The 23324-nt window shown below is 75.2% G+C and carries 26 protein-coding genes; 6 read left to right on the top strand and 20 right to left on the bottom strand.

The genetic code is table 11. The features are described 5' to 3' along the window. Nucleotides 1-160 precede the first annotated feature (160 nt). The 3 genes from GA0070603_RS28920 to GA0070603_RS28910 all read left to right on the top strand — a co-directional run bounded on the left by GA0070603_RS28920 (nucleotide 161) and on the right by GA0070603_RS28910 (nucleotide 3837). Entirely contained in the window at nucleotides 161-790 is a 630-nt protein-coding gene (locus GA0070603_RS28920; protein WP_091320453.1) for a TIGR03085 family metal-binding protein, read from the top strand. Nucleotides 791-915: 125 nt separating this feature from the next. Then, on the top strand, nucleotides 916-1866 hold the full coding sequence (locus tag GA0070603_RS28915; protein ID WP_091320449.1) for a terpene synthase family protein: 951 nt from the start codon (nucleotides 916-918) through the stop codon (nucleotides 1864-1866). Between the two features lie 144 nt (nucleotides 1867-2010). Next, complete coding sequence (locus GA0070603_RS28910; protein ID WP_091320446.1) at nucleotides 2011-3837, top strand: AMP-dependent synthetase/ligase; 1827 nt, start codon at nucleotides 2011-2013, stop codon at nucleotides 3835-3837. Between the two features lie 66 nt (nucleotides 3838-3903). On the opposite strand, the gene GA0070603_RS28905 is transcribed toward GA0070603_RS28910, so the two are convergent. The 3 genes from GA0070603_RS28905 to yczR form a co-directional block, all read right to left on the bottom strand. Beyond that, entirely contained in the window at nucleotides 3904-5175 is a 1272-nt protein-coding gene (locus GA0070603_RS28905) for a low temperature requirement protein A (protein WP_091322410.1), read from the bottom strand. Nucleotides 5176-5275: 100 nt separating this feature from the next. Continuing rightward, entirely contained in the window at nucleotides 5276-6553 is a 1278-nt protein-coding gene (locus GA0070603_RS28900) for a low temperature requirement protein A (protein WP_208862962.1), read from the bottom strand. Between the two features lie 58 nt (nucleotides 6554-6611). Then, nucleotides 6612-8069: a MocR-like transcription factor YczR gene (yczR, locus tag GA0070603_RS28895; protein WP_091320438.1), complete on the bottom strand. Its 1458-nt coding sequence runs from the start codon at nucleotides 8067-8069 to the stop codon at nucleotides 6612-6614. A 58-nt stretch (nucleotides 8070-8127) separates the two neighbouring features. On the opposite strand from yczR, the gene yczE reads away from it, so the two are divergent. Further along, on the top strand, nucleotides 8128-8793 hold the full coding sequence (gene yczE / locus GA0070603_RS28890; RefSeq protein WP_091320435.1) for a membrane protein YczE: 666 nt from the start codon (nucleotides 8128-8130) through the stop codon (nucleotides 8791-8793). Nucleotides 8794-8934: 141 nt separating this feature from the next. Beyond that, on the top strand, nucleotides 8935-9396 hold the full coding sequence (locus GA0070603_RS28885) for a hypothetical protein (RefSeq protein ID WP_091320431.1): 462 nt from the start codon (nucleotides 8935-8937) through the stop codon (nucleotides 9394-9396). Nucleotides 9397-9426: 30 nt separating this feature from the next. Here the strand turns inward: GA0070603_RS28885 and hisF are convergent, their stop codons facing one another. The 12 genes from hisF to hisD form a co-directional block, all read right to left on the bottom strand. Then, nucleotides 9427-10194: an imidazole glycerol phosphate synthase subunit HisF gene (gene hisF / locus GA0070603_RS28880; RefSeq protein ID WP_091320428.1), complete on the bottom strand. Its 768-nt coding sequence runs from the start codon at nucleotides 10192-10194 to the stop codon at nucleotides 9427-9429. Between the two features lie 73 nt (nucleotides 10195-10267). Beyond that, entirely contained in the window at nucleotides 10268-11266 is a 999-nt protein-coding gene (locus GA0070603_RS28875) for an NADP-dependent oxidoreductase (RefSeq protein ID WP_091320425.1), read from the bottom strand. Continuing rightward, nucleotides 11263-11688, bottom strand: a complete 426-nt coding sequence (locus tag GA0070603_RS28870; protein WP_091322409.1) for an organic hydroperoxide resistance protein — start codon at nucleotides 11686-11688, stop codon at nucleotides 11263-11265. The genes GA0070603_RS28875 and GA0070603_RS28870 overlap by 4 nt, the downstream gene beginning before the upstream one ends. A gap of 5 nt (nucleotides 11689-11693) precedes the next feature. Beyond that, on the bottom strand, nucleotides 11694-12140 hold the full coding sequence (locus GA0070603_RS28865; RefSeq protein ID WP_091320422.1) for a MarR family winged helix-turn-helix transcriptional regulator: 447 nt from the start codon (nucleotides 12138-12140) through the stop codon (nucleotides 11694-11696). A gap of 81 nt (nucleotides 12141-12221) precedes the next feature. Continuing rightward, entirely contained in the window at nucleotides 12222-12656 is a 435-nt protein-coding gene (locus tag GA0070603_RS28860; protein WP_244282637.1) for a RidA family protein, read from the bottom strand. After that, nucleotides 12653-13381, bottom strand: coding sequence for a bifunctional 1-(5-phosphoribosyl)-5-((5-phosphoribosylamino)methylideneamino)imidazole-4-carboxamide isomerase/phosphoribosylanthranilate isomerase PriA (gene priA, locus GA0070603_RS28855; protein ID WP_091320418.1), 729 nt, complete (start codon nucleotides 13379-13381; stop codon nucleotides 12653-12655). Before priA ends, GA0070603_RS28860 begins: the two co-directional genes overlap by 4 nt. 16 nt (nucleotides 13382-13397) lie before the next feature. Next, nucleotides 13398-13721, bottom strand: a complete 324-nt coding sequence (locus GA0070603_RS28850) for a hypothetical protein (RefSeq protein ID WP_091320415.1) — start codon at nucleotides 13719-13721, stop codon at nucleotides 13398-13400. Continuing rightward, nucleotides 13714-14340 (bottom strand): imidazole glycerol phosphate synthase subunit HisH, encoded by a 627-nt coding sequence (gene hisH / locus GA0070603_RS28845; RefSeq protein WP_091320413.1) that lies wholly within the window; start codon nucleotides 14338-14340, stop codon nucleotides 13714-13716. The genes GA0070603_RS28850 and hisH overlap by 8 nt, the downstream gene beginning before the upstream one ends. Continuing rightward, complete coding sequence (locus GA0070603_RS31640; protein ID WP_167544604.1) at nucleotides 14337-14510, bottom strand: CG2302 family histidine operon protein; 174 nt, start codon at nucleotides 14508-14510, stop codon at nucleotides 14337-14339. The genes hisH and GA0070603_RS31640 overlap by 4 nt, the downstream gene beginning before the upstream one ends. Continuing rightward, complete coding sequence (hisB, locus tag GA0070603_RS28840) at nucleotides 14510-15121, bottom strand: imidazoleglycerol-phosphate dehydratase HisB (protein WP_091320410.1); 612 nt, start codon at nucleotides 15119-15121, stop codon at nucleotides 14510-14512. Before hisB ends, GA0070603_RS31640 begins: the two co-directional genes overlap by 1 nt. Continuing rightward, a complete protein-coding gene (locus GA0070603_RS28835) occupies nucleotides 15118-16245 on the bottom strand; it encodes a histidinol-phosphate transaminase (RefSeq protein ID WP_091320408.1) in 1128 nt (375 codons plus the stop codon). The genes hisB and GA0070603_RS28835 overlap by 4 nt, the downstream gene beginning before the upstream one ends. Beyond that, a complete protein-coding gene (gene hisD, locus GA0070603_RS28830) occupies nucleotides 16242-17564 on the bottom strand; it encodes a histidinol dehydrogenase (RefSeq protein ID WP_091320405.1) in 1323 nt (440 codons plus the stop codon). Before hisD ends, GA0070603_RS28835 begins: the two co-directional genes overlap by 4 nt. A gap of 107 nt (nucleotides 17565-17671) precedes the next feature. Between hisD and GA0070603_RS28825 the strand changes: the two genes are divergently transcribed. Continuing rightward, nucleotides 17672-18376 carry an LON peptidase substrate-binding domain-containing protein gene (locus tag GA0070603_RS28825; RefSeq protein ID WP_091320401.1) on the top strand — a complete coding sequence of 235 codons (705 nt, stop codon included), beginning with the start codon at nucleotides 17672-17674 and terminating at the stop codon, nucleotides 18374-18376. Here GA0070603_RS28825 and GA0070603_RS28820 read toward each other — a convergent pair. From GA0070603_RS28820 to lspA, 5 genes are all read right to left on the bottom strand, one after another. Further along, on the bottom strand, nucleotides 18342-19112 hold the full coding sequence (locus GA0070603_RS28820) for a DUF2567 domain-containing protein (protein WP_244282764.1): 771 nt from the start codon (nucleotides 19110-19112) through the stop codon (nucleotides 18342-18344). The genes GA0070603_RS28825 and GA0070603_RS28820 overlap by 35 nt on opposite strands. 218 nt (nucleotides 19113-19330) lie before the next feature. Beyond that, on the bottom strand, nucleotides 19331-20794 hold the full coding sequence (locus GA0070603_RS28815; protein WP_167544603.1) for an AAA family ATPase: 1464 nt from the start codon (nucleotides 20792-20794) through the stop codon (nucleotides 19331-19333). Nucleotides 20795-20911: 117 nt separating this feature from the next. Further along, nucleotides 20912-21772, bottom strand: a complete 861-nt coding sequence (locus tag GA0070603_RS28810) for a hypothetical protein (protein WP_091320393.1) — start codon at nucleotides 21770-21772, stop codon at nucleotides 20912-20914. Between the two features lie 7 nt (nucleotides 21773-21779). Continuing rightward, complete coding sequence (locus GA0070603_RS28805; RefSeq protein ID WP_091320389.1) at nucleotides 21780-22724, bottom strand: RluA family pseudouridine synthase; 945 nt, start codon at nucleotides 22722-22724, stop codon at nucleotides 21780-21782. Beyond that, a complete protein-coding gene (gene lspA, locus GA0070603_RS28800; protein ID WP_091322407.1) occupies nucleotides 22721-23323 on the bottom strand; it encodes a signal peptidase II in 603 nt (200 codons plus the stop codon). The genes GA0070603_RS28805 and lspA overlap by 4 nt, the downstream gene beginning before the upstream one ends. Between the last annotated feature and the right edge of the window lies 1 nt (nucleotide 23324).

Here is a 23324-nt window from a genome sequence, read left to right as displayed (position 1 = left end):
GCTCCGCCGACCCGGCCCCGATATGTCCACCGTCACTCCTTCCCCCGGGCCCCGCCCACCAGGGCGGACGCCCGCGCGACGGCCACCCCTCGGCGTGGGACGCCGGCCCCGGACCGCGCCGGGGCGCGCCGGCCGGCCCCGCCGGGCCTACGATCAGGCCATGCCGCGGTACGCCCGAGCGGAGCGCGAGGCGCTCGCCGACCTGATGCTGGAGCTGGGACCGGACGCGCCGACGGTCAACGAGGGGTGGACCACACGCGACCTGGCGGCGCACCTGCTGGTGCGGGAGCGCCGGCCGGACGCGGCCGGCGGCATCCTGCTGCCGCCGCTGCGCGAGCACGGCGAGACGGTCCGCCGGCGGGTGGCCGCCGGCCCGTACGCGGACCTGGTGGCCCGGGTCCGCCGCCCGCCGCTGTGGAGCCCGGTGAGCAACCCGCTCACCGACGAGCTCGTCAACGGCCTGGAGTTCTTCATCCACCACGAGGACGTGCGCCGCGCCCAGCCGGGCTGGCTGCCCCGCGACCTGCCGGCCCGGCAGCAGGCGGCGCTCTGGAAGCGGGCCGCCGTGCTGGCCCGGCTGGCGTTGCGGCGCTTCCCGGCCGACCTGCTGATCCAGGCCCCCGGCTACGGCGAGCGCGGCGTCGGCCGCGGCGGCGAACGGCTGCGCGTGGTGGGCGCCCCCGGCGAGCTGGTGCTGTTCATCTCCGGTCGGCAGCGGGTGGCCCGGGTCCAGGTGGACGGCCCCGCCGAGCCGGCGGAGCGGTTGCGGGCGGCCAGCCTCGGCTTCTGACCCGGTGTGCCGAATTGGTCACGGATACCGGTGGAACAGCTTCGGCCCAGCGACGACTGCCGATCCGCGCTGCCGTACGCTCCTGACCCGCCGCCCCACCCCGAGGCGGCGGACAGGGGAGACGGATGCGAGGCTTCGCGCTCTCGGCACTGCACGAACCCCCCTTCCCGGCGCGCCGGCACGCCGCCGTCGAACTGGTCGCCGGACAGAGCGCCGGGTGGGTTCGCGACCTGGGCCTGATCGACACCCCCGACGGGCTGCGCCGGCTGGGCGGCGCACACCCGGTGGAACTGGCGGGACGGGCCTGCCCGGACGCGGCGGTCGACGACCTGCGGCTGCTCGCCGACCTGATCAGCTGGCTGTTCGTGATGGACGACGCCTGCGACGAGGATGGCCTGGGGACCAGCCCGACCCGGCTCGCCCCGACCGTGGCGGCCCTGCTGGAGGTGCTCGACCGGCACGGTGACCCGGGCGCGCCGGTCCCGGCCGACGCCGGCCCGCTGGCCGTGGCGCTGGACGACCTGTGCCGGCGGGTCCGCGACCGGAAGCGGCCGGGCCTGCTGCTGAGCCTGGTCAGCCAGTTGCGGGAGTACCTGCTGGCGCTGCTCTGGGAGGCGGCCAACCGCGAGCACCGCCGGGTGCCCGGGGTGGCCGAGTACGTGCAGATGCGCCGGCACACCGGGGGTGTCCGGCCCAGCTTCACGCTGACCGACCTGGCGCAACCGGAGCGGTCCGACCCCGGCCGACGGGCGGAGCCGGCGCTGGCCGACCTGGACGCGCTCGCCACCGACCTGGTCTGCTGGTGCAACGATCTCTTCTCCTACGACAAGGAGCGGGCGACCGGCCCGGACGCGCACAACCTGGTCACCACTATCGCCGGCGAGACGGGACAGGGCGAGGAGGCGGCGCTGCGCGCGGCGGCCGCCCGGTTCAACGAGGGCCTTGCCGCGTACGCCGAGCGGGACGCGGCGCTGGCCGCCACGGGCGACGACGGGGTGCGGGCCTTCCTCGCCACCCGGCGTAACTGGATCCGGGCCACCTACGACTGGTCCCGCGCCGCCACCCGGTACGCCTGAGCCGCGCGTACCACCTCCCGGGACGGCACGGTCGTCGCAGGCCAGGAGGGCTAGCCGCTGCCCGGGTCGAGGCAATACTCTTCGGTAACCGCAGAATGGCGTGACCCCCGTCACGTCCCTCCACCCTTGAAGGCGGCTACAGCGATGGCTCTCGATGTACCGTACCGTTCCGTACCCGACATGTTCCTCAAGCGCGTGGCGGACTCCCCCGACCGCCACGCGTTCGCCCATCCCGCCCCGGACGACTCGGGACCGGTCTGGCTGACGTGGGAGCAGGTCGGGCAGCGCGCCAAGGCGATCGCCGCCGGCCTGCACGGGCTCGGCGTCGGCCTGGAGGACCCGGTGGCGATCCTGGCGAACACCCGCCTCGAATGGGTGCTCGCCGACTTCGGGATCATGTGTGCCGGCGGGGCCACCACCACCGTCTACCCGACCACCGAGCCGGAGGACGCGACCTACATCATCGCCGACTCCGGGTCGAAGGTGCTCTTCGCCGAGAACCCGGCCCAGGCCGCGAAGATCGCCGGCAGCGCCGTGCCGGCGCTCACCCACGTGGTGCTCTTCGACGGCGCGCCCGACCCGGCCGCCACCGTCCCTCAGCTCACCCTGGCCGAGTTGGAGGAGCGGGGCGCCCGGGCCCTGGAGAACGAGCCGGACCTCATCGACATGCTTGTCGCCGGGATCGGTCCCGACCACCTGGCCACCCTGATCTACACCTCGGGCACGACCGGCCGACCGAAGGGCGTCGAGCTGCTGCACGGCGGCTGGTGCTGGGAGGGCGTGGCCCAGGCCGAGCTGGGCCTGCTGCGCGTGGACGACCTGCAGTACCTGTGGCTGCCGCTGTCCCACTCGTTCGGCAAGACGCTGCTCTGCGGCGCCACCCACGTCGGCCTGCCCACCTACGTCGACGGCCGGGTGGACAAGCTTGTCGACCTGCTCGGGGTGGTCCGGCCGACGCTCATGTGCGGCGCCCCCCGGGTCTTCGAGAAGGTCTACAACAAGGCGGTCACCACGGCACAGGGCGCCGGCGGCGCGAAGGCGAAGATCTTCGCCTGGGGCGTCGCGGTGGGCAAGGAGAAGGTCGCGCTGGAGCAGGCCGGCAAGCCGGTGCCGGCCGGCCTGAAGCTGAAGTACGCGGTGGCCGAGAAGCTGGTGTTCAGCAAGCTCCAGGCCCGCCTCGGCGGCCGGATGCGGGTGCTGGTCTCCGGCGCGGCGCCGCTCAGCAAGGAGATCGGCACCTTCTTCGCCGCGGCCAACCTGCCCATCTCCGAGGGGTACGGGCTCACCGAGACCAGCGCGGGCGCGTTCGTGAACCCGCCCGGAGGGCTGAAGATCGGCAGCGTGGGCCGGGCCATGGGCGACCTGGAGTGCCGGATCGACACCGACGGCGAGATCCTGGTCCGGGGCAAGCCGGTCATGCGCGGCTACCACAACCTGCCGGAGGAGACCGCCGCCGCGTTCACCGAGGACGGCTTCTTCCGCACCGGCGACATCGGCACCCTCGACGACGACGGCTACCTGCGCATCACCGACCGGAAGAAGGACCTGGTCAAGACCTCCGGCGGCAAGTACATCGCGCCGTCGCACATCGAGGGCATGTTCAAGGCCGTCTGCCCGTACACCTCGCAGGCGGTGGTGATCGGGCAGGCCCGCAACTACTGCACCATGCTTGTCACGCTCGACCCGGACGCGATCAAGGCGTGGGCCGCCGGCACGCCGCTGGAGGGCCGCGACTACACCGCGATCGTCACCTCGCCGGAGGCGCAGGCCATGGTCGAGGGCTACGTGGCCGAGCTGAACGGCAAGCTGAACCGCTGGGAGACGATCAAGAAGGTGACCATCCTCCCCCGGGACCTCACCATCGAGGACGGCGAGGTCACCCCGTCGCTGAAGATCAAGCGCCGGAGCGTGGAGACCAACTTCGCCGACGAGATCGACAAGATGTACGCGGGCACGCTCGCCGAGCTGTAGCGAACCCGCACCGGCCGGCGGCCGTGCCCCTCCGTCCCGGGGCACGGCCGCCGGCGCGTCTCCCGCTCAGAGGTGCTCCTGGCGCCAGCGGCTCTGGTCCGCCTCCGCGGCGAGCTGCTCCTCCAGCGCGAGCCGCCGGATCCGGCGCCGCCGGCCGTCCTCCTGGAACGTCTCCGCGGCCACGCCGGCGGTGACGAGCACCGCCAGCACGATGAGCGACGCCAGTTCCGGGATCGGGGCGACGACGGGGGCGACGACGGCGAGCGCCACGACCGTGATCACCAGTGGCCAGTGCACCTCCCGCAGCGCCACCAGCGCGCAGGCCACGAGGCTCAGCAGGTAGAGGCCCACACCGCCGAACATGATCCCCACCCAGAAGCCGCCCAGCGGCGGCCCCCACGTGGGGGTGTCCGGGCTGGCCGCGTCGGCCAGCAGGTCCTTGAGGCCGAGGGCGAAGAGGATGGTCCCGGCGATCAGCGGCAGGTGCAGGAACGTGTAGACGTCCCGGCAGAGCCGCAGCCGGGCGGCCGGGTCGCGGGCGTGGTGCAGCGCCTGCTCCAGCGCGTACGCCAGGGTGTCGAAGTACGCCCACCAGAGCACCGCCACGACCAGCACACCGAGCAGCGCGGCCACCGCAACGGGGCCGACGAGCGGCAGCCCGGTCTTCGGGCCGAGCCCCAGCGCGATGATCGACTCACCGAGCGCGATCAGCACCATGAGCGCGTGCCGCTCCGCCCAGTGGCCGGCGGAGACCACCACCCACCATCGCCGGGCCAGGGTCGTGCCGCCGACGTATTCGACCAGCAGCGCCACGGTCCACAGCGCCAGTTGCAGCGCCACGGCGTACGGCCGTTCGGCGAACCGCAGGGGCACGATGCCGGCGACCACCAGCAGCACGGTGGCGAGGCTCGGCAGCAGGGCGCGCAGCAGCAGCCCGTGGCGCCGGGTCGGATCCGACCGGTCCACCCAGGCGAAGACCGCGAGCTGGGCCATCCGGATCACGAAGTAGCAGGCCGCGAAGACCAGCGGGCCGTTGAGCCCACCGGGCTGGTCGGCGAACGCGCTCGGCACGCTGAGCACCAGCAGGAAGGTGGCGGCCACCGTGACGACGCCGACCACCGGTAGCACACCCTGGTCGGCGCGGACCGCGTTGCCGAGCCGGGCGAAGCCGGTCCACGACCACCAGAGCAGCGCCAGCATGAGCAGGCACCGGTAGAGGTTGACCGGGCTGAGCAGCGTGGCGGTCAGGGTGGTGACGTTGATGAACGCGAAGACGAAGACCAGGTCGTAGAAGAGTTCCAGGCGGGTGGTCCGGGAGCCGGGCGCGCCGGGCAACACGACCCGCGACCACCGGGTGCCTCCGCCGTTCCCCACCCGGGCAGTCTCCGCAATCACCGGCCGGCACGGTGCCGATCGGACGATCCGTACCGGAACGGGCCTACCGGCCGGGCGCGCCGCCGGCGCCGTGCTCGGTGAGGAACTCGTCGCGCAGGGCGCGGCGGGCCGTGCCGAAGAGCACCACCTCGGCCACCACCATGCCGGCGCAGACCACGGCGAGCAGCCCCAGCGCGGCCAGCGCCGGCAGGTGGTCGGCGACCGGCAGGAGCAGCACCAGCAGCACGGTGGTGGCGACCCGCGGCCAGTTGACCGAGCGCATGTTGCGCAGCCGGAAGCCCACGTGCCCGAGCAGGTAGAGGATCACGCCGCCGTAGAGGGCGAGCAGGCCCAGCCCGTGCAGCGGGTCGGTGAGCCGGTGGTGGGTGCCGTCCCCGACGTACGCCAGGACCTTCTTGAAGCCGAGGGCGAGCAGGATGATCCCGGCGACCATCGGCAGGTGCAGGTAGGTGTAGGAGTCCCGGCCCAGCGCGGCCCGTTCGGCGCCCCGCGCCCGCGCCAGCACCCGCTCGGCGGCGATGGACACCACGTCGAAGTACGCCCACCACAGCGCCGCCGCCACGGTGACGCCGAGGAACGAGGCCACGATGATCGGCCAGGAGATCGGCAGCGCGGTGATCCCGACGCCGATGGCGACGAGGGACTCCCCCAGCGCCACGATGACGATGAGGCCGTGCCGCTCCGTCCAGTGCGCGGCCGAGAAGATCTGCCAGCCCGCCGCGCCGATGGCCATGATGCCGCCGTAGTCGACGGCGAGGGCGCACACCCAGAGCAGGGTGCGCAGCCAGACGACCCGCGCCGGGTCGTCGGTGAGGTACGGCGGCAGCAGCGCGGCGGTGAAGAGCAGCACCGCCCCGCCCAGCATCGGCAGGGCGGCCCGCACTAGCTGCCGGCGCAGCCCGGCGTCGCCGCGGGCGGCGTACCAGTAGAGGGTCAGGTGCAGCACCCGGACGACCAGGTAGCAGGCGGCGAAGACGACCGGGCCGGAGAGCCCGCCGCGCAGGTCGACGAAGGCCTCGGGGATGGTCGCGGCGACCACGAACATGGTGGCCATCACCGCGAAGAGGACCACCCGGACCACGCCCTCGTCGGCCCGGACGGTGTTGCCCAGCCAGGCGTAGCAGCACCAGCACCACCAGAGCAGGGCCAGCAGCAGCAGGCCCCGACCCAGGCCGGGCCAGGTCAGGTCGGCCGCCATGAGCGCGGTCACCTGGGTGAGCGCGTAGACGAAGACCAGGTCGAAGAAGAGTTCCAGCGGGGTGACCGAGGCGCCCTCGGTCATCACCCGCATCCGTGGCCCGCGCCGCGTTCCGTCCGTCACGGCGGACAGTCTGGCAGCCGGGCGGCCGGGACGGTGTCCCCGGTCCGCCCGGCGCGGGTCAGGCGATGACGGAGGGCTCCCGCCACTGCGGGCGGCCGGTGCGGTCCAGGTCGTAGCGGACCGCGGCGAGCCGGCCGACGGCCTCCTCCAGGTCCGCGGTGGGCAGCGTGAAGGGCAGCCGGAGGAACCGCTCCAGGGTGCCGTCCAGGCCGAACCGCGGTCCGGGCGCCAGGCGTACGCCGACCTCCTCGGCGGCCCGCGCCAGCGCGCTGGAGATCGGGCCGTCCAGCTCCACCCACAGCGTCACCCCGCCCCGCGGCACGGTGACCCGCCAGTCGGGCAGGCGGTCGGCCATCGCCTTCACGAGGGCGTCCCGCTGGGCGGCGAGCTGGATCCGCCGGGCGGCCACGATGCTGGGCCCCTGCGCCAGCAGGTGCACCGCGACGAGCTGGTCGAGCACCGGGCTCGCCATGTCCACGCCGACCCGGGCGGCGGCCAGCCGCTGCACCTGCGGGGCGGACGCCCGGACCCAGCCGATCCGCAGGCCACCCCAGTACGGCTTGCTCATCCCGCCGATGCTGATGACCCGGGAGTGCCTGTCGAAGGTGGCCACCGGCGGCGGCAGCGGGGTGCCGTCCAGCGGCAGGTCCACGAACGACTCGTCCACCACGAGGTCGGTGCCGGCGGCGTGCGCCGCGCCGACCAGCCGCTCGCGCAGGTCGGTCGCCATGAGGTGGCCGGTCGGGTTGTGGAACTCGGGGATCACGTACGCCAGCTTCGGCCGGGTCTGCCGGATGCTGCCCAGCAGCAGGTCGGCGTCCCAGCCGTCGCCGTCGGCGGCGAGACCGTGGGTGGTGATCCGGGCCCGCCGGGCCGACAGCGCGGCGAGGGCGTTCGGGTAGGTCGGTGACTCCACGAGCACCCCGCCGCCCGGCGACAGGGCCAGCCGCAGCACCAGGTCCAGCGCGTGCTGGGTGCCGCTGGTGACCATGATCTGTTCCGGGCTGGTCGGCAGCCCCCGCTCGGTGTACGCGCGGGCCACCGCCTCGCGCAGCTCGATGATGCCGGTCGGGTGGTAGCCGGCACCGCCGAGGTAGCGGGGCAGGTCCTCGGCGGCGGCCCGGGCGGCGGGCACGAGCTGCGCCGGAGCGGAGAGCGCGGCCACCCCCAGGTCGATCATGTCGCGGTCGTCGAGCGGGGTCCACAGGCCGGTGCTGGCCACCCGGTGCGTGCCGGGGAGCATGGTCCAGCTCCCGGCGCCCCGCCGGCTGGCCAGGTGGCCGGTCTCCCGGAGCTCCCGGTAGGCGGCGGTGACCGTGGTGCGGCTGATCCGCAGCGCCTCGGCCAGGTCGCGCTCGGCCGGCAGGCGTACCCCGAGGGGGAGCCGGCCGTCGGCGAGCAGCCCGCGGACCGCGGCGGCGAGCGCGGCGTAGTCCGGGCTGCGCCGGCGGCCCGGGAGGGCATGCCACTGCCCAAGGAGCCGAGCCAATTGGACGCCACGTACCTGGCTCGTCATGGCCACCCCTCCTGAATTGGCTCTGTCGCGGGCAGGATTGGCCCCTAGGGTGGCATGCATGGCACCAATTGGCAATCTCCGGCACCGGCCCACCCGGCGGCTCGTCCAGCTCTACGCCGGGCTGGCCCTCTACGGGATCAGCATGGCGCTGATGATCCGGTCCGGCCTCGGGCTCGACCCGTGGGACGTGTTCCACCAGGGGCTCGCCCGGCAGACCCACCTCTCGTTCGGCACTGTCACCATCGCGGTCGGCGCGCTCGTGCTGCTGCTCTGGATCCCGCTGCGGCAGCGCCCCGGCCTCGGCACCATCAGCAACGTCGTGGTGATCGGCCTGGTCGTCGACGCCACGCTGGCCCTGCTGCCGCCCGGCGACGGACTGCCGGTCCGCGCCGCCCTGCTGGTCGCCGGGATCGTCGCCAACGGCGCCGCCACCGGCCTCTACCTGGGCGCGGGGCTCGGCCCCGGCCCGCGCGACGGCCTCATGACCGGCTTCACCGCCCGCCGGCCCCGGTACTCCGTACGGCTGGTCCGGACCGTCATCGAGGTGACCGTGCTGAGCCTGGGCTGGCTGCTCGGCGGCACCGTGGGCCTCGGCACCGTGGCGTACGCGCTGGCCATCGGGCCGCTCGCCCAGTTCTTCATCCCGATCTTCGCGGTGCCGGCCCGGCCGGCCGACGAGCCGGTGGTCGCCGGCGCGCCGAGGACGGCCGGCGAGGCGGCCTGAACCGCCCTTCGACCACGCAGCGTCACCCCCGCCGCGCCCACCGCAGCGGAACGGGACGCCCCGGACGTCGCTGAGCTGCGGCGACGTCCGGACGCGAAACCGGGTGTTTTCTCCGCCGCCGTCGCCGGGCATCATTCGTCCATGGGGGAGAACGGTTGGCGTTGGAGCGACGCCTGGATCTTCGTCTCACTTGTCATCGCGAGCGGCGCCGGTCGGCACCGCCGGGCCGCCGACACCCGGCGCCCGGAGGGCGTGCGCCTCGCCGACGTCCTCTCCACAGCCGACCACCTCAACCAGGCCATTCCCGAGCGGCACGAGGTGGAGGGCGCGGTCCGGCGGCTCGTCGACGCGGGCCTGGTCAGCGTCACCGACGGCTGGTTCCGGGTGACGCCGGACGGCGAGCGGCTCTGGCGCAGCCGGCCCAGCGCCGGGCTGGGCACCACCGTCGACACCGTGCAGGGCGTGCTGAGCCGCGGCCCCGTGCCCGGCGAGTCCGACTGGCGGCTGGACGAGGACGACCACGCCGCCGCCGTGCAGGAGTACGTGGTCCGCTCGATCCCGATGCCCCGCCGCTCCCCCGAGGGCCACTCCGGCCGGCCCTGAACCCTTCTCCGATCCGGCCCGGCGGGCGGGTCAGCGGACCGGGTGGCCCGCGCCGCGCAGGGCGTTCTTGACCTCGCCGACGGTCAGCTCACCGAAGTGGAAGACACTCGCCGCGAGCACCGCGTCGGCGCCCGCGCCGATGGCCGGCGGGAAGTGGGCGACCTCGCCGGCCCCGCCGCTGGCGATCACCGGCACGTCGACGACCGCGCGGACGGCCTCGATGAGCGGCAGGTCGAAGCCGGCCTTGGTGCCGTCGGCGTCCATCGAGTTGAGCAGGATCTCCCCCGCGCCCAGCTCGGCGCCGCGCGCCGCCCACTCGACCGCGTCGAGGCCGGTGCCCCGGCGCCCGCCGTGGGTGGTCACCTCGAAGCCGCTCGGCGTGGCGCCGGCCGGCGCGCGGCGCACGTCGAGGGAGAGCACCAGCACCTGGCGGCCGAACCGGTCGGCGATCTCGGCGATCAGCTCCGGGCGGGCGATGGCCGCGGTGTTCACCCCGACCTTGTCCGCGCCGGCGCGCAGCAGGGTGTCGACGTCGGCGACCTGGCGGACGCCGCCGCCGACCGTGAGCGGGATGAACACCGACTCGGCGGTGCGCCGCACCACGTCGAGCATGGTGCCGCGGTCGCTGCTGGAGGCGGTGACGTCGAGGAAGGTCAGCTCGTCGGCGCCGGCCCGGTCGTACGCGGCCGCCAGCTCGACCGGGTCGCCGGCGTCGCGCAGGTCGAGGAAGTTGACCCCCTTGACCACCCGCCCGGCGTCCACGTCCAGACACGGGATCACCCGTACCGCCACCGTCATGCCGTGAGCCTATCCAACCGGCACGGCACGGCGGCCGGCCCGACCGGGCCGACCGCCGTGAACGAGTGCCGCGTCACAGGCGGACGAGCATCTTGCCCAGGTTCTCGCCGCGCAGCAGGCCGAGGAAGGCCTCCGGGGCCCGCTCGATGCCGTCGACCACCGTCTCGTCGTAGGAGATCCGGCCGTCCCGCAGCCAGCCGGCCATCTCCTGGACGAACTGCTCCCGCAGGTGCCCGTGGTCGCCGACCAGGAAGCCGCGCAGGGTGAGCCGCTTGCCGATGAGCAGCGCCAGGTTGCGCGGGGCGGCGGGCGGCTCGGTGGCGTTGTACTGCGCGATCATGCCGCAGATGGCGGCCCGGCCGTGCAGGTTCATGGCACCGATGGCGGCCTCCAGGTGCTCGCCGCCGACGTTGTCGAAGTAGACGTCGACGCCGTCCGGCGCGGCGGCCCGGAGCTGGTCCCGGACCGGGCCGTCGTGGTAGTCGAACGCGGCGTCGAAGCCGAGCGCCCGCAGCCGCTCGACCTTGGCCGGCGAGCCGGCGCTGCCGACCACCCGGGCCGCGCCGCGCAGCTTGGCGATCTGCCCGACCATGCTGCCGACCGCGCCGGCCGCGCCGGAGACGAAGACCGTCTCGCCCGGCTTCATGGCGGCCACGTCGAGCAGCCCGGCGTACGCGGTCAGCCCGGTCATGCCGAGCACGCCCAGGTAGGCGGTGACCGGGGCCAGGTCGGGGTCGACCTTCCGGGCGCCCTTGGCGTCGACAAGCGCGTACTCCCGCCAGCCCAGGCCGTGCAGCACGACGTCGCCGGGCGCGAAGCCCTCGGCCTCGCTGGCCACCACCTCGCCGACCGCGCCGCCGTCGAGCGGGGCGTCGAGCGCGAACGGCGGCACGTACGACTTGACGTCGTTCATCCGCCCCCGCATGTACGGGTCCACCGACATGAACCGGTTGCGGACCACGAGCTGGCCGGGCCGCGGGGTGGGCACCTCGGTCTCGACCAGCCGGAAGTTGTCGGCGGTGGGCCAGCCCTGCGGACGGGAGGCCAGGTGGATCTCCCGGTTGGCCGTCATCGGGCGTCCCGGACGGTCAGGGTGACCTCGATGTTGCCCCGGGTCGCGTTGGAGTACGGGCAGACCTGGTGGGCCGCCTCGACGAGCTGCTGCGCGGCGGACCGCTCGACCGCGGGCAGGTCGACCACCAGCGTGACGGCCAGGCCGTAGCCGCCGCTGCCGTTCGGGCCGATGCCCACCTCGGCCTCGACGACCGAGTTCGAGACGTCCGCCCGGGCCTTGCGGGCGACCAGGCGCAGCGCGGAGTGGAAGCAGGCGGCGTAGCCGGCCGCGAAGAGCTGCTCCGGGTTGGTCGCGCCGCCGGCGCCGCCCATCTCCTTCGGGACGGCCAGGTCCAGGTCGAGGCCGCCGTCGGAGGTGCGGACGTGGCCGTCCCGGCCGTCGCCGGTGGCCTGCGCGGACGCGGTGTAGAGCACCTGCATGGTGGTCACTGCTCCTTCTGTCGGTGGATCGTCTCGGTGACCCGGGTGAGGGTGTCGCGGAGGGCGACCAGCTCGGCCTCGGTGAGGCCGGTGGCGCGGGCCACCCGACGCGGCACCTCGTCCATCCGCTCCCGCAGGGCCCGGCCCGCCGCGGTGATGCCCACCTCGACGCGGCGCTCGTCGGCCGCCGATCGGGTACGCACCACCAGGCCGGCCGCCTCCAGCCGCTTGAGCAGCGGCGAGAGGGTGCCGGAGTCGAGCCGGAGCCGCGCGCCGAGCTCGGAGACCGTGGGGGCGTCGTCGCCGCGCTCCCAGAGGACCAGCAGCACGAGGTACTGCGGATAGGTCAGGCCGTGCTCGTCGAGGATGGGCCGGTAGACGTCGGTGAGGGCGCGCGACGCCGCGTAGAGGGCGAAGCACACCTGCCGGCGCAGCACCAGATCATCGGTCACCCCGAAAACGTAGCCCCCAATTTAGTTGTGCACAACCTAATGGACCGCGGAGTGGCCGCCCCCACACCGCGGGGACGGCCGTCAGCGATCGCCGAGCCAGGCCTCCAGCTCGACCTCGACCAGGTGCTCCGGGTCGATCAGCCCGGCCACCACCACCATGGTGGCCACCGGGCGGACCGCGCCGAACACCGCGTTGTGGGCCCGGCCCACCTCGTCGGCGTACATCCGGTCGGTCACGTACATCCGGGTGCGCACCACGTCGGCCGGCTCGGCGCCGACCTCGGCGAGCGCGTCCAGGCCGATCCGGATCGCCTGGGCGGTCTGCGCCGCGGCGTCGCCCACGTGGGCCACCCTGCCGTCCACCGTCGACGTGCAGCCGGCGGTGATCGCCAGTTGCCCGGCGCGGACCACCCGGCAGTAGCCGTAGAGCGCCTCCCACGGGCCGCCCGAGCCGAGCCGGGTGACGGCCGGCACGTCGGGCGCGGACGGGGCGCTGTCGCCCGCGACGGCCGTCACGCGCCGGCCCGCAGGGTGGCGAGCGCCTCGGCCACGGTGAACGCCCCCGCGTAGAGCGCCTTGCCGGCGATCACGCCCTCCACACCCACCGGCTCCAGGGTGGCCAGCGCGCGCAGGTCGTCCAGGGTGGACACGCCCCCGGAGGCGATCACCGGGGCGTCGGTGCGGGAGCAGACCTCGCGCAGCAGGTCCAGGTTGGGCCCGCGCATCGTGCCGTCCTTGGTGATGTCGGTGACCACGTAGCGGGAGGCGCCGGCCTTGTCCAGCCGGGCCAGCACCTCGTAGAGGTCACCGCCGTCGCGGGTCCAGCCGCGCGCGGAGAGGGTACGGCCGCGCACGTCCAGCCCGATGGCCACCCGGTCGCCGTACTCGCCGCAGACCCGGTCGCACCACTCCGGGTCCTCCAGCGCGGCGGTGCCGATGTTCACCCGGGCCGCACCGGTGCCCAGGGCGGCCTGCAACGACTCGTCGTCCCGGATGCCGCCGGAGAGCTCGACCTTCACGTCGAGCTGCCGGACCACCTCGGCCAGCAGGTGGGCGTTGGTGCCCCGGCCGAAGGCGGCGTCCAGGTCGACCAGGTGGATCCACTCCGCGCCGTCGGCCTGCCAGGCGAGGGCGGCCTCCAGCGGGTCGCCGTACGCGGTCTCGCTGCCGGCGGCGCCCTGGACGAGCCGGACGGCCTGCCCGTCGGCGACGTCCACGGCGGGCAACAGGGTGAGGCTCAACGCTCTACTCCTCGCATCAGGAACGACGGTCCAGGGCGATCACCACGACCGCGGGCAGGACCAGCAGCAACAACACGACAAGCGCCAGCCGCAGCGCCAGGTCGTCGACGAAACTCCAGATACCGGCCACCGCAGCGCCGGTGAGCAGCACGATGGCCGCCCGCTCCCCGCGGCTGTGCCGGCGCAGCCGGCCGGTGCGGCCCCGCCGCAGCTTCGGCGTGAACCGGCGGGCGACCACGCGCCGCCGCTCCCGCCGCGCCACCCGCCGGGCCCGCGCGGCGCGTTCCCGTTCCAGCTCGGCCTGGCGGGCCTCCCGGCGGCGGGCCCGCTCCTTACTCAAGCGTGCCCAGCCAGTTGCGCAGCAGCGCCGCCCCGGTGTCGGCGGACTTCTCGGGGTGGAACTGGGCCGCCGACAGTGCGCCGCGCTCGACCCCGGCGACGAAGTCCGTGCCGTGGTGGGCGGTGGTGACGGTGGCCCCGGCGGCGGCCAGCGCCGCGGGTTCGGTCACCCCGTACGAGTGGACGAAGTAGAACCGGGCGTCCGCCGGCAGGCCGGCGAAGAGCACCGAGCCGGCGGGTGCCTGCACGGTGTTCCAGCCCATGTGCGGCAGGCGCGGCGCGGGCAGCTTCGTCACCCCGCCGGGCAGCAGCCCGAGCCCCTTCGTGACCACGCCGTGCTCGTCGCCGTGCTCGAAGAGCACCTGCATCCCCACGCAGATGCCGAGCACCGGGCGGCCGGCGGCCACCCGCTCGGCGATGACCGGCCCCGCGCCCAACTCCTCGATGCCGGCCATGCACGCCGCGAACGCGCCGACACCCGGCACCACCAGGCCCTCGGCCTCGGCGGCGGCGGTCAGGTCGGCGGTGACGGTGACGTCGGCGCCGGCCCGCTCCAGGGCGCGCTCGGCGGACCGCAGGTTGCCCGAGCCGTAGTCGAGCACCACGACACGCCTGCTCACGATCCCTCCCCCGGCAGCAGCCAGAGCAGCCCACCGGCGGTGGCCAGCACGGCCAGCAGCCCGGTGACCACCACGGCGGGGCGGGCGGCGCCCTGCTTGTAGAGCGACCAGGTGCCGCCGACCAGCACCCCGGCCAGGATCAGCAGCAGCGTCGGCAACGCCCGCCCCATCACAGGGCTCCCTTCGTGCTGGGGATGACGCCAGCCGCCCGCGGGTCGATCGACGTGGCCTCGCGCAGCGCGCGGGAGACCGCCTTGAACTGGGCCTCGACGACGTGGTGGGCGTCCGGGTTGCCGCCCGGCCGGGCCGCCCGCAGCACGTCCACGTGCAGGGTGACCCGGGCGGCCTGGCCGAACGACTCCCAGATGTGCCGGGTCATGCTGGTCGGGTAGACCGGCCCGATGTACGGCGCGAGCGCCGGCTCGTCGTGCACCACGTACGGCCGGCCGGACAGGTCGACGGCGGCCCGGACCAGCACCTCGTCCATGGGGACGGTGGCCGAGCCGTACCGTCGGATGCCGGCCTTGTCGCCCAGGGCCTGGTCGAACGCGGCGCCCAGGGCCAGCGCGGTGTCCTCCATGGTGTGGTGGGCGTCGATCTCCAGGTCGCCGACCGTGTGCACGGTCAGGTCGAAGCCGCCGTGCCGGGCGATCTGGTTGAGCATGTGGTCGTAGAAGCCCACGCCGGTCTCGATGTCGGCCTTGCCGGTGCCGTCGAGGTCGATCTCGACGAGGACCTTGGTCTCCTTGGTGATCCGCTCCACCCGGGCGGTCCGGCTCATGACAACTTCTCCATTGCAGACAAAAAGGCGTCGGTCTCGGCGGGGGTGCCGGCGGTGACCCGCAGCCAGCCGGGCAGGCCGACGTCGCGGACCAGCACGCCGGCGTCGAGCAGGGTGCGCCACGCGGCGGCCTGGTCGACGGCTCCGGGTCGGGGCGCGGCGTCAGACGCGCCGAGCCCGAGTTGTCGGTCGCCGCCGACCTCGAAGAGCACGAAGTTGGCGTCGCTGTCGGCCACCCGGTGCCCACGGGCGCGCAGCTCGGCGACGATCCGGTCGCGCTGCTCCATGATCGCGGCGACGGTGCCGAGCAGGGCGTCCCGGTGGGCCAGCGCCGCGCGGGCGGCGGCCTGGGTGAGCGCCGAGAGGTGGTACGGCAGCCGGACCAGCTGCACCGCCCGCACCACGGCCGGGTCGGCGGCCAGGTAGCCGAGCCGGCCGCCGGCGAAGCCGAACGCCTTGCTCATGGTCCGGGTGACGACCAGCCGGGGGTGCCCGGGCAGCACGGCCAGCGCGCTGACCGTGCCGGGCCGGGCGAACTCGGCGTACGCCTCGTCCACGATCACCATGCCGGGCGCCTCGGCCAGCACGGCGGCCACCACGGCCGGGTCGAGCGCCGTGCCGGTCGGGTTGTTGGGCGAGCAGAGGAAGACCACGTCGGGCCGGTGCGCCCGGACCTGGGCGACCGCGTCGGCGGCGGTCAGCCCGAAGTCCGCGTCGCGGGCGGCCGGGATCCAGCCGGTGCCGGTGCCCAGCGCCAGCAGCGGGTGCATCGAGTACGCCGGGGTGAAGCCCAGCGCGGTGCGCCCGGGGCCGCCGAACGCCTGGAGCAGCTGCTGCTGGATCTCGTTGGAGCCGTTGGCCGCCCACACCTGGTCGACGGTGAGCCCGTGGCCCAGGTACTCCGCCAGGTCGGCGCGGAGCGCCACGGCGTCCCGGTCGGGATAGCGGTTGAGGTCGCGCAGCTCGGCGGAGAGGGCCTTGCCGATCGCCTCCACCACCGGCTCGGGCACCGGGTAGGAGTTCTCGTTGGTGTTCAGCCGCACCGGCACGTCGAGCTGCGGCGCCCCGTACGGCGTCAGGCCCCGCAGGTCGTCGCGGATCGGCAGGTCGTCGAGGGTGGTCACGAGGCCGCCCCCGGGAACCGCACGCTGACCGCCTGGCCGTGCGCCGGCAGGTCCTCGACGCCGGCCAGGGTGACCACGTGCGGGGCCACCTCGCGCAGCGCGTCCCGCGTGTACTCCACGAGGTGGACGCCGCGCAGGAAGGACTGCACCGACAGGCCGGAGGAGTGCCGGGCGCAGCCGCCGGTGGGCAGCACGTGGTTGGAGCCGGCGCAGTAGTCGCCGAGCGACACCGGCGACCAGGCACCCACGAAGATCGCCCCCGCGTTGCGCACCCGCAGCGCCCACTCGCGGGCGTCGACGGTCTGGATCTCCAGGTGCTCGGCCGCGTACGCGTCGACCACCCGCAGCCCGGCCTCCAGGTCGTCGACGAGGACGACGCCGCTCTGCTCGCCGCGCAGGGCGGTGCCGATCCGCTCGGCGTGCTTGGCCGCCGGCACCTGCCGGGCCAACTCGGCGTCGACCGCGTCGGCGAGCGCCACCGACGGGGTGACCAGCACGCTGGCCGCGAGGGGGTCGTGCTCGGCCTGGCTGATCAGGTCGGCGGCGACGTGCGCCGGGTCGGCGGTGTCGTCGGCCAGGATGGCGATCTCGGTGGGGCCGGCCTCGGCGTCGATGCCGACCACGCCGCGCAGCAGCCGCTTCGCGGCGGTCACCCAGATGTTGCCGGGGCCGGTGATCATGTCGACGGGCTCGCAGCGCTCGGCGCCCTCGGGGTCGACGGTCGCCCCGTACGCCAGCATGGCCACGGCCTGTGCGCCGCCGACGGCGTAGACCTCGTCGACGCCGAGCAGCGCGCAGGCGGCGAGGACCCGCTGGTCGGGCAGGCCGCCGTTGTCCTTCTGCGGCGGGCTGACCACCACCAGCGAGCGGACCCCGGCCGCCTGGGCGGGGACCACGTTCATCACCACTGTCGACGGGTACATGGCCAGCCCGCCGGGGACGTAGAGGCCCACCCGGTCGACCGGCACCCAGCGCTCGGTCACCGTGCCGCCCGGCACCACCTGGGTGGTGTGGTCGACGCGGCGCTGGTCGCCGTGGACCTTGCGGGCCCGGGTGATCGACTCCAGCAGCGCGGCGCGGACCTGCGGGTCGAGGGTGTCCTCGGCGGCGCGGATCACCTCGACCGGCACCCGCAGGCGCTCGGGCGAGACCCCGTCGAACCGTTCGCTCGCCTCCCGGATCGCCGGGTACCCATGCTCCCGGACCGCCTCCACGAGGGGGCGGATCCTCTCGACGGCCACGGAGACGTCGAGCTGGGCACGGGGCAGCAGGCGGCGCGGGTCGCGCGCGCCGCCGCGCAGGTCGATCCGATTCAACACCCTTGCGAGTCTAGGCTGCCCGCCCCCGCGCCGACCGGAGCCGCCCGTACGCCGGGACGGTGAGCCGGGACACGCCGCCGCGGCGCGATCGGGATACTCTCGATCACGTGACCGCACGGCTGCCGGTTTTTCCGCTCGGGACGGTCCTCTTCCCGGGGCTGGTCCTCCCGCTGCACATCTTCGAGGAGCGCTACCGGGCACTGGTGCGCCACCTCGTCGGGCTGCCCGAGGGCGCGCCGCGCGAGTTCGGCGTGGTGGCCATCCGGGCCGGCTGGGAGGTCGCGCCGGCCGGGCCACCGGGCCGCTCCGGGCCCGCCGGCGGCGAGGTCACCCTGCACGAGGTGGGCTGCACCGCCGAGCTGCGGCAGGTCACCGAGCTGGACGACGGCGGGTTCGACATCGTCACCGTGGGGCGGCGGCGGTTCCGCATCGCCGAGGTCGACGACGCCGCCGCGCCGTACCTGACCGCCGAGGTGGAGTGGCTGCCCGAGCCGGCCGGCGCCGACGAGGTGGCCGACCTGCTGGCCGCCCGGGTGATCTCGGTCTTCCGGCAGTACCTGAACCTGGTCCGGCCGGACCCGCAGGAGATCTCCGAGCAGCTGCCGGAGGACCCGACCGTGCTGTCGCACCTGGTCGCCGCCACCGCGGCGCTGACCGTCGACGACCGGCAGCGGCTGCTCGCCATCGACGACACCGCCGGCCGGCTCCGGGCCGAGCTGCGGCTGCTGCACCGGGAGACCACCCTGCTGCGCGAGGTGCGGGCGGTCCCGGTGCCGCTCAGCGAGCTGGCTGGTCCCCCGGCTCCGAACTGATCCCCGGCCCGCCGGGCGCCCAGCCGCCGTCCCACTGCGGCTCCGGCCGCAGCGACGGCCACCGCGACCAGCCGGCCAGCAGGGTGTACGTCACGGCCACGCCGAACGCCGCCAGCAGCAGGTTGCCGTGCGGGACGGGCAGCGGCCCGTACCAGTCGATCCCGCCGGCGCGCAGGTCGGCGGGCTTGGTGAAGTCGGTGCCGGGCGGCGCGGTGTCCAGCAGCCGGTGGAAGGTGCCGAGCCCGATCCGGCGGCCCACCTGCCAGGCCACGACCGCCGCGCCGAGCCCGCCGAGCGCGCCGGCGACCAGGCCGGCCGGACCACGCCGGTGGCGCAGCACCACCCAGAGGGTGATCGCGGCGAGCACCCCGAAGCCGAACGCGAGCAGGCTGAACCAGCCGTCCGCGGCGATCGGCTGCTCCGGTTGCGGGGTGGCGTAGACGGCACCCTCGGCGGTCATCCGCACCGGCGTGCCGGGGGCCACCAGCGCCCAGAGCAGGCCCAGGGGCGCCCCGAGCACGGTCAGCAGCAGCGCCGCGCCGACCGCGACGGTGGCGGTCCGGCCACCGGCCCGCCGGGTGGCGGCCGGCACGCCGGGCACTTCCCCGACCACGCCGGGCCAGCCGGCGAGCGGGTCCGCGCCGGGCGCGGTCACCGGGGTGCCGGCGGGCACCGGCAGGCCGCCGGGCCAGCCGGGCGGTTCCTGGCCCGCGCCCGGGGAGCGGTCGGCGGCCACGCCGTCGTCCGGAACGCGGCCGGGCCGCTCCCCCGGGCCCGGTGACCCCCCGGGCGGGGCGGAGTCGGTGGGCCGCTCGGGGCGCGGGAAGCCGCCCGCGCCGGCGGGCGGGCGGGCGGCGGCGCCGGGACCGTCGGCGACCCGCTCGGGATCAGGGGTGTCCGGACTCACCCGGTGATCCTCTCAGGCGGCGGGGCGGCGCGGGGCGGCGGTGGCGGTCAGCGGGCGAACGGTTCCAGCATCACCGAGGCGGCCTTGAGCCAGCCCTGCCGGGTCTCCGCCTGGAGCTGGTGGTACTCGATCGAGGAGCCGGTCTCCAGCGCCGGGTCGTAGGGCACCACGGCCACCGCCCGGGTGCGGGTGGCGAAGTGCCGCTCCAGGTCGTCCTGGAGCGGCGTGCGGCCGGGGGTGGGGCAGGAGATCAGGGTGACGGCGTTGTCGGCCAGCTCGCCCATGCCCTCCTCGTGCAGCAGGTCGAGCATCCAGTCGGCGCTGAACGCGGCGTCCTCGCGGGGCACGGTGGTCACCACGAGCTGGTCGGCCGCCTGCATGACGGTGCGCCAGTTGGGGCTCTCCACGTTGTTGCCGGTGTCCACGCAGACCACGTCGTGGGTGCGGCGCAGCAGCTCCAGCACCCGCTTGACGGTGAACTGGTCCAGGCGCTGGGCGAAGCGCGGGCTCTCCTCGCCGGCCAGCACGTCGTACGAGCCGTCGGAGGCGTGCCGGAGGTAGTCGTCGAGGTGCTCCAGGAGGGTGGCGCCCTCCAGGATCTCGATCTGCGCGAGGTCGTGGATCAGGTGCCGGATGGTGCGGGCGTGCCGGGCGCTGCCGGCGCGCAGGCCGAGGGTGCCGCGCAGCTCGTTGTCGTCCCAGGCGAGCACCCCGCGCCCGCGGACGCTGCCCACGGTGGCCGCGGCGAGCACGGTGGCGGTGGTCTTGTGCACGCCGCCCTTGGGGTTGGCGAAGGCGAGCACCCGGGGCCCGCCCAGCTCGCGGCGGAGCACCCCGGCCGCGCGCTCCAGCTCGGTCTCCGGCTCCGGGGCGCGCCACTCCACCCGCGCCGGCTCGATCCGGGGCGGCTCGATGCGGGCCGGCTCGGGGGCCGGGTGGACCTCCGGGCGGTAGCGGCCCCGGTCCAGCAGCGCGTAGCGGGACTCCGCCGGGGGCGGGTCGGGCTGGTAGCCGCCGTCGAGCAGGGCGTACCGGGACTCGACCGAGGCGGTGCCGCGACCGCGCGGCGGGGGCTCGGGGTAGGCCGGCTCCGGGGGGCGGACCGGCTCGGCCCGCCAGGACGGCTCGACGCGCGGCTCCGGCTCGGCGCGGTAGGCGGGCTCCGCCTGGTACGCCGGCTCGCCGCCGTAGCGCGGGTCGACCCGGTAGGCCGGCTCCACCCGGTAGGTCGCCTCGACCCGGTAGGCCGGTTCGGCGCCGAACGACCCGTCGGCGGGGCGGGCGACGGCCTGCGCCCGGCCGGTCCAACCGGTGCCGGCCGCGCGCCGGGGCAGCGTCTCCGGGGGCGGCGCCGGGTCCTCCTCGGCGCGGTGGTCCACGTCGTGGTGCTCCCCGCCGCGACCGGCGAGCCGGGCCCGGTCGAGCAGCGCCCGCCACCGTGGTGCCGGCTCAGCCTGCCGACCCCAACCGGTCTCGCTGCCGTCCACGGCCTCGCCCCTCCCCCAGCCCATCGATCTCCGCCTGACAGGCTACGAACGAAACCCTATTCGGACCACACCCCGGTTCGCACATCCCCCGGTGGCCCTCCTCACCGCCGGCCGGGGCCCGACGCCGTCCACCAGCACGTCTCAGGAGGTGGGAGCCGGATTGGGCGGTCCCGCTCCGGCGGCGGGCCGGCCGGCGGTCGGTGAGGATCCGGTCACCGTCGGTGCGGCTTCCGACGAATCGCCCATACCGGCGCTCGGCGTGAGCCCGGTGTCGGCCGGCGGCCGGACCACGTCCCGCTGCTCCGGCAGCGGCGGGGTGAACACCGTCCGGTCCAACCGGGTCACCTCCGGGGCGGGGTCGACCGCGCGGACGCCGGGTCGGGCGGCCAGCGCCCGCAGGGCGTCCGGGGCGTCCCGGACCACCGCGGCGTAGACACACGCGCAGCCCGCCCGGTAGCCGGCCGCCTCCCGCGCCGCCACCGCGGCCCCGGTGTCGTACACCCGACGCAGCTCGGGATCGGCGGTGGCCGCCGGGGCGGCGGCGCGCGCCCGGTAGTCGGCGGCCTCCCGGTCCTTGCGCCCGGCCACCTCGGCCATCCCGGCGACCACGTCGTCGGGCAGGCGCAACGCGGCGATCCGGACGATCTCGGTCTGCCGCCCGGGCACCGGCACCCGGGCCACCACCGCCGAGACCGGGGCGCCGCCCAGCGCGGTCGCCACCTGCGCCGGCGTCAGGTACGCGGCGAACGACACCAGGGCGTAGCTGCCGGGCGCGGGGGCGTCGAGCCGGACCAGTTCGTCGGCGGCGGCGCCCAGATACGCGGGGACGGAGTCGCCGTCGGCCACCCCGACCCGGGTCACCTCGCCCACCGTGCGGTCCCCCACCGGCCGGTCCCCCCGCTGCGCGAGGGCGACCACCAGCACCACGAGCGCGCAGGCCAGGGCGAGCCAGGTGAGCGCGGCGGAGCGCGACCGGCGCGGGGGCTCGGTGTCGGTGCTCATCGGCAGGTCAGTCGCGGAGGATCTCCAGCGCCCGGGCCAGGTCGTCCGGGTACTCGCTGACGAACGTGACCTCGTCGCCGGTGCGCGGGTGCAGGAAGCTCAGCGAGCGCGCGTGCAGCCACTGCCGGCTCAGGCCGAGCCGGGCGGACAGGGTCGGGTCGGCGCCGTAGGTGAGGTCGCCCACGCAGGGATGCCGCAGCGTGGAGAAGTGCACCCGGATCTGGTGGGTACGCCCGGTCTCCAGCCGCACGTCGAGCAGGCTGGCCGAGGGGAACGCCTCGAGGGTGTCGTAGTGGGTGATGCTCGGCTTGCCGCCGGAGACCACCGCCCAGCGGTAGTCGTGGTGCGGGTGCCGGTCGATCGGCGCGTCGATGGTGCCGCGCAGCGGGTCCGGGTGGCCCTGCACCACGGCGTGGTAGCGCTTCTCCACCTCGCGGTACTTGAACGCCCGCTTCAACGCGGTGTACGCCTGCTCGCTCTTGGCCACCACCATGACGCCGGTGGTGCCCACGTCGAGCCGGTGCACCACGCCCTGCCGCTCGGCGGCGCCGCTCGTGGAGATCCGGTGGCCGATCCCGGCCAGCCCGCCGATCACCGTCGGGCCGGTCCACCCGGGGCTGGGGTGGGCGGCCACCCCCACCGGCTTGTCCACCACCACGATGTCGTCGTCGGCGTAGACCACGGTGAGGCCGGGCACGGCCTGCGGCACCACTGTCGGCGGGGCGGCCGGCGCGGGCAGCGTGACCTCCAGCCAGGAGCCCGCCTTGACCTTGTGCGAGTTGGGCCGGACCGCGCCGTCAACGAGCGCGTCCCCGGCGTCGACGAGCGCCGCCGCGGCCGTGCGGGACAGCCCGAAGAGCCGGGAGACGGCCTGGTCCAGGCGCATGCCGTCGAGCCCGTCCGGGACGGGGAGGGACCGGTGGTCGCCGCCGGCGGCGAAGGCGGAGGTCACGCGCGCTCCCGCTGCTCGGCGGGGGTCTCGGCGTCGGACCGCTCGGCGGTGGCCCGGGAGCCGTCCCGCTGCCGGCCGGTCAGCTCCAGGAACACCGCCAGCAGCACGCCGCAGACCAGCGAGCTGTCGGCCAGGTTGAACACCGGCCAGACCTGCCCGTACGGGTCGAAGAGGCTGACCATGTCGACCACGTGGCCGACGAAGTGCCCGGGGGCCCGGAAGATCCGGTCGGTGAGGTTGCCCAGCGCCCCGCCCAGGACGAGCCCGAGCGACACGGCCCAGGGCAGCGACCGCAGCCGCAGCGCCATCCAGGCGATCCAGGCGACCACGCCGATGGTGATCAGCGGGAAGACCCAGGTGTGGTCGGAGCCGATGCTCCACGCGGCGCCGCTGTTGCGGGTCAGGCTGAGGTAGACCGCGCCGCCGAGCAGCGACACCGGCCCCCGCCCGGTCAGCTCCGAGAGCGCGAGCTGCTTGGTGACCAGGTCGGCGACGAGCGAGGTCAGGGCCACGCCGAGCAGCAGGCCGGTCGCCTTGCGGCGGGGCGTGCCGGTGTCCGGGTCGGCCGTGCCGGACCCGGCGGGCGGTGCTGCGGTCATC

Origin of the sequence: Micromonospora chersina (assembly GCF_900091475.1) — a bacterium.
In the GTDB taxonomy this organism is placed as follows: Bacteria; Actinomycetota; Actinomycetes; order Mycobacteriales; family Micromonosporaceae; genus Micromonospora; species Micromonospora chersina.
The sequence above is the reverse complement of the archived record's forward strand: the minus strand, read 5'-3'. Positions and strand labels throughout refer to the sequence as shown.

Excerpts from the sequence above, each read along its gene's own strand:
- GA0070603_RS28920 (WP_091320453.1), top strand. The coding sequence starts at position 161 with ATGCCGCGGTACGCCCGAGCGGAGCGCGAGGCGCTCGCCGACCTGATG.
- GA0070603_RS28915 (WP_091320449.1), top strand. The coding sequence starts at position 916 with ATGCGAGGCTTCGCGCTCTCGGCACTGCACGAACCCCCCTTCCCGGCG.
- GA0070603_RS28910 (WP_091320446.1), top strand. The coding sequence starts at position 2,011 with ATGGCTCTCGATGTACCGTACCGTTCCGTACCCGACATGTTCCTCAAG.
- yczR (WP_091320438.1), bottom strand. The coding sequence starts at position 8,069 with ATGACGAGCCAGGTACGTGGCGTCCAATTGGCTCGGCTCCTTGGGCAG.
- yczE (WP_091320435.1), top strand. The coding sequence starts at position 8,128 with ATGGCACCAATTGGCAATCTCCGGCACCGGCCCACCCGGCGGCTCGTC.
- GA0070603_RS28885 (WP_091320431.1), top strand. The coding sequence starts at position 8,935 with ATGGGGGAGAACGGTTGGCGTTGGAGCGACGCCTGGATCTTCGTCTCA.
- hisF (WP_091320428.1), bottom strand. The coding sequence starts at position 10,194 with ATGACGGTGGCGGTACGGGTGATCCCGTGTCTGGACGTGGACGCCGGG.
- GA0070603_RS28875 (WP_091320425.1), bottom strand. The coding sequence starts at position 11,266 with ATGACGGCCAACCGGGAGATCCACCTGGCCTCCCGTCCGCAGGGCTGG.
- GA0070603_RS28870 (WP_091322409.1), bottom strand. The coding sequence starts at position 11,688 with ATGCAGGTGCTCTACACCGCGTCCGCGCAGGCCACCGGCGACGGCCGG.
- GA0070603_RS31640 (WP_167544604.1), bottom strand. The coding sequence starts at position 14,510 with ATGGGGCGGGCGTTGCCGACGCTGCTGCTGATCCTGGCCGGGGTGCTG.
- hisB (WP_091320410.1), bottom strand. The coding sequence starts at position 15,121 with ATGAGCCGGACCGCCCGGGTGGAGCGGATCACCAAGGAGACCAAGGTC.
- GA0070603_RS28815 (WP_167544603.1), bottom strand. The coding sequence starts at position 20,794 with ATGGGCTGGGGGAGGGGCGAGGCCGTGGACGGCAGCGAGACCGGTTGG.
- GA0070603_RS28810 (WP_091320393.1), bottom strand. The coding sequence starts at position 21,772 with ATGAGCACCGACACCGAGCCCCCGCGCCGGTCGCGCTCCGCCGCGCTC.
- lspA (WP_091322407.1), bottom strand. The coding sequence starts at position 23,323 with ATGACCGCAGCACCGCCCGCCGGGTCCGGCACGGCCGACCCGGACACC.